Genomic DNA, 13357 nt, shown 5'->3' with positions numbered 1-13357 from the left:
CGCGGCCTCAAGGCGGCCGAAAACTTCAAGACCGTGCTGGAGCCGCTGGTCGACGAGCTGGGCGCCGCGATGGGCGCGTCGCGCGCGGCGGTGGATGCGGGCTTCGTGCCCAACGACCTGCAAGTCGGACAGACGGGCAAGGTGGTGGCGCCCGAACTTTACATCGCAGTCGGGATTTCAGGCGCGATACAGCATCTGGCCGGGATGAAAGACTCGAAGATCATCTGCGCGATCAACCGGGACGAAGAGGCGCCGATTTTCGCGGTCGCCGACTACGGCCTGGTCGCAGACCTGTTCAAAGCGGTCCCCGAGATGGCCGAGGAAATCAAAAAGCTCAAGCATTCGTAGGCAGGGGTTACCTCTGCACCCAGTGTAAAGACGGAGTAAAGCCCGATGTCTGAGCTGCAGCATAAGTTCGTCAACACCAACGGCATCCGGATGCATTACGTCGAGCAGGGCGCGGGGCCGCTCGTGGTGCTGTGCCACGGATGGCCGGAGTCGTGGTACTCGTGGCGGCATCAGATTCCCGCGCTCGCGGCGGCGGGCTTTCGCGTCGTCGCGCCCGACCAGCGCGGTTACGGCCAGACCGACGCGCCCGCGCCGATCGAGTCGTACAACATCCTGAACCTGGTCGGCGATATCGTCGGGCTGGTCAACAGCCTCGGCGTCGAGTCGGCGGTGATTGCGGGTCACGATTGGGGCGCGCCGGTGGCGTGGCACTCGGCGCTGCTGCGCCCCGACATCTTTCGCGCGATCGCGCTGCTGAGCGTTCCGTATTTTCCGCGCGGTCCTATTCGTCCAACCGACGGGATGAAGGCGCTCGCCGGCGACCAGCATTTCTACCAGCTCTACTTCCAGGAGCCGGGGGTGGTCGAGAAGGAGCTCGACGCCGATCCGCGCCGCTCGATGGCGATGGTCCTCTACTCGGCGTCGGGCGATGCGCCGCGGGACGGCGAGTTCTCGTTCCTGTTCCCCAAAACCAAAAAGTTTATCGAGACCGGGATGGTGCCGGACAAGCTGCCGACCTGGCTTACGGAAGCCGACCTGGATTTCTTTGCCGCCGAGTTCAAGCGCACGGGCTTTCGCGGTGGGATCAACTGGTATCGCAATTCCGATCGCAACTGGGAGCTGACGCCGTTCCTCGACGGCGCAAAGCTGCGCCAGCCCGCCGTGTTCGCCGCCGGCGAGCACGACGTGGTCGGCAAAATGATCCCTGGCGGCTACGAGTTGGCGGGTGCGTTCACATCGAATCTGAAAAAGAAAGTGATAATCCCCGGCGCCGGCCATTGGGTGCAGCAGGAGCGGCCCAAAGAGATCAATGAAGTATTGATCGAATTTCTGAAAGGTCTGTAGCACCTAATTTTAGTGAAACGCACCGTGGGTTTCACACTTCCTTGGACAGGGTGACCCCTGCACCCAATGATAAGACAGGTTGATTCGAGCTCGTTGCGCGGATATTTTCGAGGAATCCCTCACAGGAGAGATTGAAGGCGTGCGGAAGTAACTACTCCATCGTTCGTGTCTTCGGACAACCGCTCGCGCGGCGGGTTTTGCGCGTGGGCATTTTTGTGGAGCAGTTATTATGTTCGTGCGGCTTTCAGGTCTCTCTTTTTCTTATACCGATTCCGTTTCCACCCTGAGTGGCGTGACGCTCACGCTCGCGACCGGATGGACTGGCGTGGTCGGACCTAACGGCACCGGCAAAACGACATTGCTCCGCCTTATCGCGGGTGAGCTTGAGCCGGCAGCTGGCCACATCAATCTCGATCCGCCTCGCGGCGTGATTCGCGCGTGTGCGCAGACGGTCGAGGCGATGACCCACGAGATTGCCGCATTTGCGCGCGCGACCGACGGCATCGCGCGGCGGATCCATGGCGAGTTGCGCCTCGACGCCGCCACGCTTACGCGATGGCCTACGTTGTCGCCGGGCGAGCGCAAGCGATGGCAGGTTGGCGCGGCGCTCGGCGCGGAACCCGCTGTGCTGATGCTCGACGAACCGACCGACCATCTCGATGTCGAAGCGCGCGAGCTGCTGATCGCCGGTCTCGAGCGCTTTCGCGGCGTCGGGATAATCGTCTCGCACGATCGCGCGCTGCTCGATCGAATCACGAGTTATACCGTGCGCGTGCACGATGGCTCGGCGCGCATCTGGCGCGGCGGCTATAGCGACGCGAAGTGCGCGTGGGAGGCCGAGGAGCGCGCGCATTACGCGGAGTACGAGCGGCTCAAGCAGCAGCGCGAGAACCTTGCGCGGCGGCTTGCCGATAAACGGCGCCTGGCAATGTCGGCCGAGGCTCAGGCAAACGCCGGCACCCGCAAGCGGATGAAGTTCCGCGGCGATCATGACGCCACCAGCGCGCTGGCGAAGGGCAAGGCCGAGATGGCGTCGCGAAGAATCTCGCGCGACGCGGCTGTGTTGCGCGCGAGCGTTGATCGCGTCTCGGAAAAGCTCGGCGAATACAAGTTTCGCAAGGCGAAGGGACGTTCGATTTTCGTCGCTTACACGCCGGCGCCCGTGGCCAAGGTTTTCACGCTCGACGAGGCGGCGATTTGCGCGGGCGATTTACGGCTGCTCGAAGACCTCCATCTAGCGGTGCTGCGCGACGCGAAGATTCGCGTCGCCGGCCCCAACGGAATCGGCAAGAGTACGCTGCTCGCCGCGATGCTACGCGGAGCGCATATTGCGCCGGAGCGCATTCTCTGTCTGCCGCAGGAACTAACCGTGCGCGACGGTATCGCGATGCTCGATGCGGTTCGCGATCTCAACCCCGACGAACGCGGCCGCGTACTAACTCTGGTTGCGGCGCTCGGCGTAGATCCTGACCGGTTGCTGGAATCAGCCGCGCCCTCGCCCGGCGAAGCGCGCAAACTCGCGATGGCGTACGGCCTCGGGCGCCAGGTGTGGGCGATGGTGCTCGACGAGCCGACGAACCATCTCGATATGCCGGCGATCGAACGTCTCGAGGAAGCGCTAGCCGAGTATCCGGGCGCGATGGTGATCGTGACGCACGACGACGCGCTCGCGCGAAGGTGCACCAGCATCGAGTGGCGGCTGAACGCGGGAAGGGTCGAGGTAAGATCTTCTTCCTAGCTTCCCTCACGGAGTCGAATAGTCATTTCGGTAGCCATTCGCAAATCTTCGAGTAGCTAGTCGAATAGGGAGTCAGCAAACTCCCGCAACCGCTCAAACCAAATCAACTTATCCCTAAACCCCGGATAACTCGCATTCAGCCCGCTAGGATTCGGCAGCACGAACACCCGCGCACCAGATATTTCCTGCTCCTTGGCGCCCGCACCTTCCCCTTGCACAACCCTAAAAAATCTCCGGTAGATGCTCACGCCCACGAACGCAACCACCCGCGGCCGTACTCGCCGAATCTTCCGCGCGAGCACTCTCTGTCCCGCAATCATCTCGGCCGTGCTCAGCTCCGACGCAGCCCGCGTCGCCCGAGAGCACAGGTTCGTCAACGCCAAATCAAATTCTACCAGCCGCCCGTCGTCCTCGCACTTTAACTCCACGGGCACCAGCCGCGCCGTATGGAGCAGCCGCCAGAACGGATTGCCGGGGCTCGCAAAATGATGCCCCATCTGCTCGGAGCGAAGACTCGGATTGATCCCGACGAATAAAATTCGCGGCCGCAGTTTCAGGATGTCGCGCAGCTTTGCCATCCGCCGAATATTGCCATCTTCGCCGCATTCACGCTCGCTTGACCCGCCGCGCGCGTTGCCGTAGCACAGTTAAAGATCTCAGGAGTACTTCCCCTATGACGACCCCCAGCGCGGAAAACTCAGCGGCTATCAGTCCCGACTACGTCAACGGCGTGCTCAACTACCTCGCCGACAAAGACCAGCATCCCGTAAGCTACAACTTTAAGCCGCCGCCGGGCGTCCCCGAGCGGACGGGAACCTACGCAAAGTTCACCGTCCCGATCCACAGCGCCCGCGCGATCCTTGGGCAACTGTCGCTCGACCGCCAAGGCTTCGCGGTCACGCATCAGCGGTCCGCGGTCGCAAATTTTTACGACGCCGACGAGGTGCGCAAAGTTTACTACCCTGAAGTCGAGCGCCTGGTCTGCGAATTTACCGGCGCAGTCAAAGTGCACGTGTTCGACCACAACGTACGCTCGCGCCCGATGGCGAAGCGGCGCGAGAATGGCGCGCAAGAGCCCGTCAAGGTCGCGCACAATGATTACACGCTCAAGTCCGGACCGCAGCGCGTGCGCGATCTACTGCCCGACCAGGCCGACGCGCTGCTCAAAAATCGTTTCGCGGTAATCAACGTCTGGCGCCCGATTCGCGGACCGGTGCAGGAGTCTCCGCTCGCGGTGTGCGACGCGCAAAGCATGGTGCAGGACGACTTTGTCAAGCACGTGCTCAAGTACCGCGATCGCGACGGCGAGGTATACTCGGTCGCGTACAACCCGAACCATCGATGGTACTACATTCCGAATCAGCAAAAGGAAGAAGTCCTATTGCTCAAGTGCTACGACTCCGACGGGCGCCGCGCGCGCTTCACCGCGCATTCCGCCTTCGAGGATCCCTCGAGCCCGCCCGACGCGGCGGCGCGTGAAAGCATCGAAGTGCGGACCCTGGTCTTCTTTGCGCCCGACGCCGCAGCCTGAACAACCAAAGGACCGATCATGGAATATCGCAATCTCGGTAACTCAGGCCTCAAGGTCTCTGCCGTCGGCCTCGGATGCAACAACTTCGGCATGAAATGCGACGCGGAACAGACCCGCGCCGTCGTGCACAAGGCGCTCGACGAAGGCATCACGCTGTTCGACACCGCCGACATCTATGGCAATCGCGGTGGCTCCGAAGAGCTGCTCGGCAAGGCGCTCGGCGATCGCCGCCGCGACATTATCGTCGCCCCCAAGTTCGGCATGGCAATGGGCGATGGTCCCTACTTGCGCGGCGGATCGCGCCGTTACGTGGTGGCGGCCGCCGAGGCGAGTCTCAAACGATTGGGCACTGGCTATATCGATCTGTACCAGATTCATCAGCCCGATCCCGAGACGCCGCAGCATGAAACGCTCGAGGCGCTCAACGATCTCATTCGCGCCGGCAAGGTCCGGTATATCGGACATAGCAACTTCGCCGCATGGCAGGCCGTCGATGCGCACTGGATTTCGCGCACCCGCGGACTCGCGTCGTACATCTCCGCGCAAAACCAGTACAACCTGCTCGACCGCCGCATCGAACGCGAACTGATTCCTGCATGCCGCGAGTTCGGAGTAGGCATCCTGCCTTACTTTCCACTGGCGAGTGGATTTCTCACCGGAAAATACAAGCGCGGTGCCGAGCCGCCAAAAGGCACCCGCCTCTCGCTGGTCCAGCGAATGGCGAAGCAGGCGCTCACCGACGAAAACTTCGCGACGCTCGAAAAGCTGGAGAAGTTCCCTGGCAGCCGCGAGCACACAATCCTCGAGTTGGCCGTCGGATGGCTCGCGTCGCAACCCCAGGTCTCCAGCGTAATCTCCGGCGCAACCAGCCCCGACCAGGTCACTCAAAACATAAAAGCCGGCAACTGGAAATTGACCTCCGAAGAACTCGCCGAAGTAGATAAACTAACCCGTCGTTAACGTCTGGGTCCCTGCATTTCGCCAGCTGTTCGCCGTCGTGTACGGACAGCACCGAACGTTCGCCCCATTTGAACCCTCCGTTCAGGCCGCTTTAACGCCTTAGAGGTGAAGACGTGTTCCATTAGGAGGCGAACAAAATGACTTCAATACTCTCCGAGAAACAGATGGCGTCGATTCGCGCTTTCGTTAAACCGTCGCACGAAATGGAAGGACTCAACATGTGCCAACATTGCTTTCTGTCCGAGTTGCCCGGCGTGGTCTTCGGCATCGTGACGCTCATTTGGATCATCGGCACCATGGGGCTGCTTAACCGGTAGTTCAAGGCAGGAATTTCTTGAGCGCGTTAATCGGGTTCGGAATCGACGGAATCGCCGATCCAGCCGACGGTGCGCCGACGACCGAGCCCACCGCGTTCACTCCGCCGCGGATTATGTTGCCGGGCGTGTTAATCGCGCCCATCGCGACGCGCTCCGCCAATTTTGGCACGTCAGGCAGCACCCGCACCCCTGGCAGCTTCCCGCTCACCGCTACGGGGATTGCGACCTGCAGTCCAAGCGCGAGCCGGATGTCGGCGCTCATGTCGATGTTCTTGTCCATGTCGAACCAGCCGTCGCCCGTGATCGCGTAATCCGGCGACTGCGCGAACAGATCGTGCGTCGTGAACCGCGGCCCCACCTGCTGAAAGCTCATGCTGGCAGATTGCAGCTCGGTGTCGGGATCGACCAGCAGCCCGTGATGACTCGACATGAACGCCACGTTCACGAGCTGGCTGACTCCCGGCGCCGCGGCAACCGCGTTGAGCGCGTCCGCCACGATATTGACTCCCACCAGCTTGCCGTTCGCGATTGCCACGCGCCCGCTGCCGCGGATCGTTGGCCTGATTCGATCCCAATTCGCGCCGCTCCCCGACGCGGCCACATCGCCGGTTAGAAGTCCTCGCACCCTGCCGGCCACCTCTATATTTTGCGATCGCATCGCTTGTTCCATGTTCAGATTCTGCATCGCGAGCGTAGCGTCGAACGTCGGCACGGCGCCGAAGACGGCGTCGGCATCCGCCCTCAGCGTGCCGCCGAATACGCCGACGTTCAGCGGACGCGCCGACGCGCGGCCGTTCAGGTATGCCGCCGTCAGCTCGAGACTGTTGTACGAAACATTCTCGAGCGTACCGTCTGTCGATCGGATCGTCGCGCTGATTCGGGGCGACGTCAGCTGGCCGTCCGCAGTGCCTTTCACCACCAACCCGTTGACAACGTCGCCAAGCGGACGACTCGCAAATGCCTGCGCGAGCTTCACCGAGTCGGCCTTCAACGCATAGCTGGCGCTGAGCGGACGCAACGATTCGACTCGTCCCTCGAAGTTCCCGCGCGCGGAGCCGAACGTGAAGCTCGTCGGCTCAACAACTTCGATCCCGTTAGCGAAGCGAATCGTGCCGTTGAGATCGCCGATTCCGCTCGGCCACGACGGCCCCGGCTTCATCGCAACCCGTTTCAACGTCACGGTTCCATCCACGGCCGGCGGATTGATGCCCAGTTTCACCGTGCCGTGAATTTCGCTCATGCCCGTCACGTCAAACCCGGCCACGGCACTTATCATCGGACTCAGATTGGCAAGGTTAAAGCTGTTCGAATCGATTTGCGCACTCAAGGGTTGCGCGCTGCCGCCTGAAAACCGGCTCGCCGTCAATTCGAGATCGGACAGCTTCAGGTTGACGCTCGCTATCTCGAGTTGGTCGTCCCAGGTCCCGTTCGCATTCACCGTCATCGCGGTCCCGGCCGGCTTGTTGAAAATCACCGCGTAAGCGACCCGGTTCGCAGTCAGGTCGGTGCTGAGCGCGATCGCGAGCTTGCCCAACGAACCGCGCGCAGTCCCGCTCACCGAGGCGGCATCGGGAATCGAGAGCCCCGCCGGAATATCCGCTCCAATGTCGGCAAGCGGCCGGAGACTATCCAGCAGGATCGAATCGAGCTTCATGCTCACATCGACGGGAACTCCCGATGCGTCCAGCACGCCTTGATTGAGGATCGGTCCGAGCTTGCCCGACGCCTCGACGTTTTGCTCATCGCCCAGAAAGGCGAACTTCGTCGAGACGTCGAACGCCGACGCGGCGTTGAAGTTTGTCACGTCGAAATCCAGGTGATGGACGCGAATCGGCGCCCTCTTTTCGCCAAGATCGTTGAAGTAGATCTCGCCGTCCTCGATGCTCAGCGCCTTAATCGACAACTCGGCCAGCGACGATCGCTTCGCGCGCCCGCTCGCGGTGTTCTCGCTCTGCGCATTAGCGTTCGACCCAATCGTGCTCAGATTGAGATCGCCTTTCGCGTTCATCACGATCCTGATGTCGGGTTTGCTTAGATCGAGTTTCCTAACTTTCGCCTCGCCGCGAAGCAGCGGGATGAACTCGACTTCAACCGAGACTTCATTCGTGGCGAGAAACGGCTTCGCCGAAAAGGCCGGATCGTCGGCAATCGTTAGCCCGCTCACCTCGACTGACACGCCCCATCCCATCTGCGCCTGTATCTTCCCGACTTCGACGCAGCGGCCAAGCTCGTCGCTCACGCGCGCCAGTATCCGCTTCTCATTGCGCGCGACGATCGAACTCAAGTTAAAGAACGCGTAAGCGGTAAGCGCAGCCGCGATCAGCACCACCGCGCCAACAAGGATGGCGGAGATGAGTAGTATCCTGCGCACATCGAGCACCGACGGCTCGCGCCGTCAGACTATGGCGACACTAAGTAGAACCGCGTGCCGCAAATCGTCAGATGGTCGCCGGAAATCAGCAATCCGCGGCGTTCCGCGGCGGAATTCAGCCGCGCGCGATCCGCGACGACCATGTCGATTCCCGACAAGCCTTCACCGCGCCCGTCGGTCGCCTCTACGAATCTGACGCTCGCGTTCTCGAACGGCATCTCGAGCCGCCCGCGCGCATCCTTGCGAACCGGCACGCCCGAAATCTTGCTCCATCGCTCGGACAGTCCCGCCGGATCGGGCGTCTGCAGCTCCACCGCGGAGTATGCACTGACGACCTCCGTACGTTTCGCCTTGCGCCACCCGCTCCCGCCCGCCGGCGCCCAATTACCTTCCGGCTCGCCCTTCGCATCCCAGTCGATCTCGAAGAAAGCGCCTCCCGTGTCCGCCGGATGCAACTGCATCACGTGATACTCGCCGCTCTCGCGCTCCCACGCGATTCGAATGCCCATCTCTCGCGCGCGCTCGCGGCGCTCGAGCTGTGCCGCGTGGCTGTCGCATTGGCAGATGACCATGTAGCCGCTGTCGCCTCCGCGCCGCTTTAGGTAACGCCCGCCCGCAGTGCCGTCTTTGATAGGCGCGACCACTTCGATGAAATTGTTGCCGACCGGCAGCAGCGAATTCTCCAGCCCGAACACTCCGACCCCGGGATCGATGTAACAGACCTCTAGTCCAAACACGCTCTTCAGATCGTCAATCACCGGTGCCAGCTTGTTGGCGACCAGCGCAATCTGGCGAAGTCGAATCGACATGGCTTCCTCCGTCTCAGGTTGTACTGCGAGTAAAATGGTCGGCGATCACCTTCGCTACGCAGCACGTAACCTTCTTGGCCGTTGGTATGTGCAGAAACTCGTTGGGCCCGTGCGCGTTGGCGTGAGGTCCAAGCACTCCCGTGATGAGGAATTGCGATTGTGGAAACCTCTCACCCAGCATCCCCATGAACGGAATAGTGCCGCCTTCGCCCATATAGGCAGTCGGTTTGCCGAAGTAGTCATTCGAGGCCGCATCGAGGCTACGCTCGAGCCATGGCGACAGTTCCGGCGCGTTCCATCCGCTGGCGCCCCAGTTGGGCTGGAACGTAACCTTGCATCCGTACGGCGGATCTTTCTCCAAAATGCTTTTGAGCTTTCGCGACGCGACTTTTGGATCGACGGTTGGCGGCAGCCTAAGCGACAGACTCACCGCCGTGCTAGGACGCAACACGTTGCCGGCATTGCCAGTCGGCGGCAGACCGTCGGCGCCGATGATCGAGAGGGCGGGACGCCAGGCGCGGTTAAGGATTAGCTCCGTCGTATCGTTGGTGACGGGACGCGTGTGTTCGATGAACGGAAACTTCACGTGGATGTCGTCGCCGAGCACCGCCGCAGTGGCGGCCGCCTGCTTGAGGCGTGCGTCGGGGATTGTCGCGTAGAACTCCGGCGCGAGCACCTTGCCCGTAGCCTCGTCCTCGACGCGGCTTAGCAACTGGCGCACGATGCGGAAGCTGTCGGGCACGACACCGCCGGCGTCGCCCGAATGCACGCCCTCGGTGAGCACCTCGACCTGGAGCCTCCCGCCGACGAGACCGCGCAGCGAAGTGGTCAGCCACAGTTGCTCGTAATTGCCGCAGCCCGAGTCCAGCGCGATGCACAGGCTCGGCTGCCCAATTCGGGGCGCGAGATGCTCTATATAATGAGGCAGATCGAAGCTGCCGCTTTCTTCGCACGCCTCGATGACGACGACGCATCGTGCGTGTCGAATCGAGTTCGCCTGCAGCGCGCCGATCGCACCGAGGCACGCGAACATCGCGTAGCCGTCATCGGCGCTGCCGCGGCCATACAAGCGATCGCCCTCGAGCACCGGATTCCACGGCCCCAGCCCTTCGCGCCATCCCGTCATCTCGGGCTGCTTGTCCATGTGCCCGTAGAGCAGCACGCAATCTTTCGAGTCGCCCGGAATTTCCATGAACAGCAGCGGAGTGCGCCCTTCGAGCCGCACGACTTCCAGCTTCATCCCGCGAATCGGCTGGCGGCACGCCCAATCCTCGAAGCGCGCGACGACGTGGTCCATGTGGCCGTGCGCCTTCCAGTCGCGATCGAACGCGACCGACTTGTTGGGAATGCGAATGTACTCGACCAGTTCCGTGACGATGGATTCATCCCAAAGCCGCTCGATGTGAGACCGAATCGCTGACTTGTCCATGACGAAAGCCTACGCGAGATTGGTGGCGATTGGCAAAATGTCGATTCGGCTCCGCGGTTCCAATACAAACGGGAGGGCCGATGGATGCCTCGCCCACGACCGCAAGTCCTAGTGTCTTCTCGCATCGCGACTTTCGCCGCTACCTGAGCGCCGGGTTCCTCGCCATTCTCGCTATGCAAATTCAGTCGGTGGCGGTGAGCTGGCAGATTTATAGCATCGCGCGGACCCCGCTGGCGCTCGGATACGTTGGCCTGTTCCAATTCCTGCCGATGATGGCGTGCACGATTCCTGCCGGGCATCTGGCGGACCGCTTCGATCGCCGACTAATCCTGGTAATCAGTCATTTGTTCTCTGCTATTGCGGCCGGCGGTTTTCTGATGCTGGCGGTGACGCGGACCGCCGTCATCTGGCCGTTCTACGCAGTGCTCGCGCTGTTTGGAGCGGCGCGCGCTTTTATGGGACCGGCCGCGCAGTCTTTCGTGCCGCTGCTGGTGCCGCAGGATCAGTTTCCGCAAGCCGTCGCGTGGAGTTCCTCGACCTCGCAGGTAGCGGTGATTGCGGGACCGGCGATCGGCGGTGCGATTTATATTCTCGGTCCGGCCGTGGATTATGGGGTCTGCCTGGCGCTGTTTGTGATTATCGCAGTCGTGATTTTCGGTATCCGCAGCCGAAGTGTGCGCTACGAGGCGGAGGCCGACACGACAGTGCTGGAGAGAGTCACGGCGGGGATTGCGTACGTGTGGCGCAAGCCGCTGATCCTCGGTGCATTCTCATTGGATTTGTTTGCGGTGCTGCTCGGCGGCGCGACCGCGCTGTTGCCGGTGTATGCGCGCGACATTCTGCACGTCGGCCCGCTCGGGCTGGGAGTGCTGCGCAGCGCGCCCGCGCTCGGCGCCGCGATGCTCGGGTTGGCGCTCGGCCAGAGGGCGCTGCAGCGACGCGCGGGGCTCGCGATGTTCGCGTGCGTCGCGATTTTCGGAATTGCGACGATCGTCTTCGGCTTGTCGCGGAACTTCGCGCTTTCGATTGCGGCTCTGTTCGTGCTCGGCGCTTCCGACATGGTGAGCGTTTACGTGCGCACGACTCTTACCCAACTGGCGACGCCCGACGCGATGCGCGGCCGTGTGAGCGCGGTGAACAGGCTGTTCGTCGGCGCGTCGAACGAGCTGGGCGAGTTCGAATCCGGCGTCACCGCGACCTGGTTCGGCACGGTGCCGGCCGTGGTGATCGGCGGCGTCGGCACACTGGTCATCGTGGCGGTGTGGTATCGGCTGTTTCCGAGCTTGCGCGAAGTGGATCGGCTGTCGGAGGTGACGCCGTGAAGTGGGTGGGTCGGCTTCGTGTGCCGTAAGGGAAGCACTGTCGGCATTAGTTGTCATCCTGCGCTCGCGTTGCTCGCTTCATTGACGACATACAAGGATGACAAAAAGAAAACGACGGCGCGGAAATCGCAACGATCCGTGCAAACCTAACCCCTAACCGGAGAACCGGTCGCGGAGTGGGCACTAGTCACGATGACGCAAAGAAGCGAACGATCCACGGACGGAGAGAACAACGCAGCGCCCTCGCCCCGGTTGGCGTTCTACTCGAGTCGCAGAACCCTCACCTGACCTCTCCCGTGAAATAACGGGCGAGGGATCAGACGGCTACATCCATGCTTTGAATCAGCAGGTTCAATGCTGCGGCGCTGAACGTGCGCATGTTGGCCAGGCGGTCGGGGCTTCCTGTTTCGACGGTGAGCGCGCGCTCGACTGGGCCGGCGACTGCGATGCAACTGTGGCCGGCCGCGTCGCCGTAGCGATTGCCGGTGGGGCCGCTTGCGCCGATCTCTGCGATGCTCCAGGTGACTGCGAATCGCGTGCGAGCGGCGCGCGCGAGGATCATTGCGCCTTCTTCGGTGACCGATTTGATTCCGGCGAATGCGGAATCGGGAACCTCGAGCATCGCGCGCCGCGCCTTCAGCGTGTAAACGACGGCGCCGCCGATGAAGTACGCCGACGCGCCCGGGACGCTCAGCAGCGCCGCCGAGATGAGACCTCCGGTGGTCGATTCGGCGACGGCGATGTTCTCGCGCCGGTCTTTGAGCATCGCGGCGATTTTTTCCGCCAGTGGCAGCATACTCTGCATGTGGGCCTCTTCCGGTTTAGAATTGCCGCAATGCTATCGCGGGCCGCATCCGTCGAGGAAGATCGACGTGACGACATCGACCGCGCGCTCTGGGGTGGTGTACTCGCGGCTGTAGCGGTTGATGCCGCGCATCATGCCGAGCAGCGATTCGGCCGCGATGCCAGTGTCGATGCCGGGCCTGATCGCGCCACGCTTGATGCCGTCATCGAGGACCCCGCTGATCAATCGCGACAAGTCGTTGCGCTGCGCCCGATACTGGCGTTCCTGCGATAACGCCAACATCTTGGGATCACGCAGCAGGGCGAAGAACTGGCGCCGGCTCCAGAAGAATACGACGGTGTGTCGCACGATAGCGGCGACCTGCTCGCGTATCGAGGTGCATCCCGGCAGCGCCGAGCGGATTTCGTGTTGCAGTTCCGCGAATCCGTCGATTACCGCGGCCGCGTAGAGCTCCTCTTTCGATTTGAATTGGCGGTAAACGCTGCCCTTGCCGACGCCCGCGTGCGCGGCGACCTCGTCGATCAACACGAGGTCGAATTCCCTTTCGGCAAAGAGTTCCACGGCACTCTGAAGGATTCTCTCGCGCAGGAACGGGGTTGACGGCCTGCCGCGGCCCTCCTTGCGGCGAATAGACGGCGAACCGGTTTGTCGCTTGACACTCAAAAGTGGAAACCTGCGTTCATCGGATTCGTAGATTCTTAATCGGTGCTCGTAGATCCGCA

13 protein-coding genes are annotated in these 13357 nt (G+C 62.2%); 7 read left to right on the top strand and 6 right to left on the bottom strand.

The window, feature by feature from the left end; all coding sequences use genetic code 11:
• The 3 genes from VJX68_RS01195 to VJX68_RS01185 form a co-directional block, all read left to right on the top strand.
• On the top strand, window positions 1–348 hold a 348-nt coding region (locus VJX68_RS01195; RefSeq protein ID WP_324093808.1), incomplete at its 5' end, for an FAD-binding protein.
• Window positions 349–393: 45 nt separating this feature from the next.
• Window positions 394–1353: an alpha/beta fold hydrolase gene (locus tag VJX68_RS01190; RefSeq protein WP_324093807.1), complete on the top strand. Its 960-nt coding sequence runs from the start codon at window positions 394–396 to the stop codon at window positions 1351–1353.
• Between the two features lie 229 nt (window positions 1354–1582).
• On the top strand, window positions 1583–3091 hold the full coding sequence (locus VJX68_RS01185; protein WP_324093806.1) for an ATP-binding cassette domain-containing protein: 1509 nt from the start codon (window positions 1583–1585) through the stop codon (window positions 3089–3091).
• A 56-nt stretch (window positions 3092–3147) separates the two neighbouring features.
• Here the strand turns inward: VJX68_RS01185 and VJX68_RS01180 are convergent, their stop codons facing one another.
• Complete coding sequence (locus VJX68_RS01180) at window positions 3148–3669, bottom strand: mismatch-specific DNA-glycosylase (protein ID WP_324093805.1); 522 nt, start codon at window positions 3667–3669, stop codon at window positions 3148–3150.
• Between the two features lie 95 nt (window positions 3670–3764).
• Here VJX68_RS01180 and VJX68_RS01175 point away from each other — a divergent pair, with 95 nt between their 5' ends.
• The 3 genes from VJX68_RS01175 (at window position 3765) to VJX68_RS01165 (ending at window position 5899) form a co-directional block, all read left to right on the top strand.
• The gene (locus VJX68_RS01175) at window positions 3765–4622 is read left to right on the top strand and encodes a CmcJ/NvfI family oxidoreductase (protein WP_324093804.1); all 858 of its coding nucleotides are present in this window, start codon (window positions 3765–3767) and stop codon (window positions 4620–4622) included.
• Between the two features lie 18 nt (window positions 4623–4640).
• Window positions 4641–5582 carry an aldo/keto reductase gene (locus VJX68_RS01170; protein ID WP_324093803.1) on the top strand — a complete coding sequence of 314 codons (942 nt, stop codon included), beginning with the start codon at window positions 4641–4643 and terminating at the stop codon, window positions 5580–5582.
• Window positions 5583–5719: 137 nt separating this feature from the next.
• Window positions 5720–5899, top strand: a complete 180-nt coding sequence (locus VJX68_RS01165; RefSeq protein WP_324093802.1) for a hypothetical protein — start codon at window positions 5720–5722, stop codon at window positions 5897–5899.
• 1 nt (window position 5900) lies between these two features.
• On the opposite strand, the gene VJX68_RS01160 is transcribed toward VJX68_RS01165, so the two are convergent.
• The 3 genes from VJX68_RS01160 to VJX68_RS01150 are packed head-to-tail and all read right to left on the bottom strand — an operon-like array spanning window position 5901 to window position 10508.
• Window positions 5901–8270, bottom strand: coding sequence for a DUF748 domain-containing protein (locus VJX68_RS01160; protein ID WP_324093801.1), 2370 nt, complete (start codon window positions 8268–8270; stop codon window positions 5901–5903).
• Window positions 8271–8299: 29 nt separating this feature from the next.
• Window positions 8300–9079 (bottom strand): VOC family protein, encoded by a 780-nt coding sequence (locus VJX68_RS01155; protein WP_324093800.1) that lies wholly within the window; start codon window positions 9077–9079, stop codon window positions 8300–8302.
• A gap of 13 nt (window positions 9080–9092) precedes the next feature.
• Window positions 9093–10508 carry a M20 family metallopeptidase gene (locus tag VJX68_RS01150; protein ID WP_324093799.1) on the bottom strand — a complete coding sequence of 472 codons (1416 nt, stop codon included), beginning with the start codon at window positions 10506–10508 and terminating at the stop codon, window positions 9093–9095.
• An 80-nt stretch (window positions 10509–10588) separates the two neighbouring features.
• Between VJX68_RS01150 and VJX68_RS01145 the strand changes: the two genes are divergently transcribed.
• Window positions 10589–11830: an MFS transporter gene (locus tag VJX68_RS01145; protein WP_324093798.1), complete on the top strand. Its 1242-nt coding sequence runs from the start codon at window positions 10589–10591 to the stop codon at window positions 11828–11830.
• Between the two features lie 316 nt (window positions 11831–12146).
• Here the strand turns inward: VJX68_RS01145 and VJX68_RS01140 are convergent, their stop codons facing one another.
• Entirely contained in the window at window positions 12147–12635 is a 489-nt protein-coding gene (locus VJX68_RS01140; RefSeq protein WP_324093797.1) for a CinA family protein, read from the bottom strand.
• A 33-nt stretch (window positions 12636–12668) separates the two neighbouring features.
• The gene (locus VJX68_RS01135) at window positions 12669–13298 is read right to left on the bottom strand and encodes a TetR/AcrR family transcriptional regulator (protein ID WP_324093796.1); all 630 of its coding nucleotides are present in this window, start codon (window positions 13296–13298) and stop codon (window positions 12669–12671) included.
• Between the last annotated feature and the right edge of the window lie 59 nt (window positions 13299–13357).

Source organism: Binatus sp. (SeqCode) (genome assembly GCF_035272065.1).
Lineage (GTDB): Bacteria > Desulfobacterota > Binatia > Binatales > Binataceae > Binatus.
Note: the sequence above shows the minus strand (reverse complement) of the source record. Positions and strands in the feature narration are given on the sequence as shown.

What these genes read in the sequence shown, in the direction of transcription:
- VJX68_RS01155 (WP_324093800.1), bottom strand. Translation starts at nt 9,079, where the DNA reads ATGTCGATTCGACTTCGCCAGATTGCGCTGGTCGCCAACAAGCTGGCA.
- VJX68_RS01190 (WP_324093807.1), top strand. Translation starts at nt 394, where the DNA reads ATGTCTGAGCTGCAGCATAAGTTCGTCAACACCAACGGCATCCGGATG.
- VJX68_RS01180 (WP_324093805.1), bottom strand. Translation starts at nt 3,669, where the DNA reads ATGGCAAAGCTGCGCGACATCCTGAAACTGCGGCCGCGAATTTTATTC.
- VJX68_RS01170 (WP_324093803.1), top strand. Translation starts at nt 4,641, where the DNA reads ATGGAATATCGCAATCTCGGTAACTCAGGCCTCAAGGTCTCTGCCGTC.
- VJX68_RS01165 (WP_324093802.1), top strand. Translation starts at nt 5,720, where the DNA reads ATGACTTCAATACTCTCCGAGAAACAGATGGCGTCGATTCGCGCTTTC.
- VJX68_RS01185 (WP_324093806.1), top strand. Translation starts at nt 1,583, where the DNA reads ATGTTCGTGCGGCTTTCAGGTCTCTCTTTTTCTTATACCGATTCCGTT.
- VJX68_RS01175 (WP_324093804.1), top strand. Translation starts at nt 3,765, where the DNA reads ATGACGACCCCCAGCGCGGAAAACTCAGCGGCTATCAGTCCCGACTAC.
- VJX68_RS01140 (WP_324093797.1), bottom strand. Translation starts at nt 12,635, where the DNA reads ATGCAGAGTATGCTGCCACTGGCGGAAAAAATCGCCGCGATGCTCAAA.
- VJX68_RS01145 (WP_324093798.1), top strand. Translation starts at nt 10,589, where the DNA reads ATGGATGCCTCGCCCACGACCGCAAGTCCTAGTGTCTTCTCGCATCGC.
- VJX68_RS01150 (WP_324093799.1), bottom strand. Translation starts at nt 10,508, where the DNA reads ATGGACAAGTCAGCGATTCGGTCTCACATCGAGCGGCTTTGGGATGAA.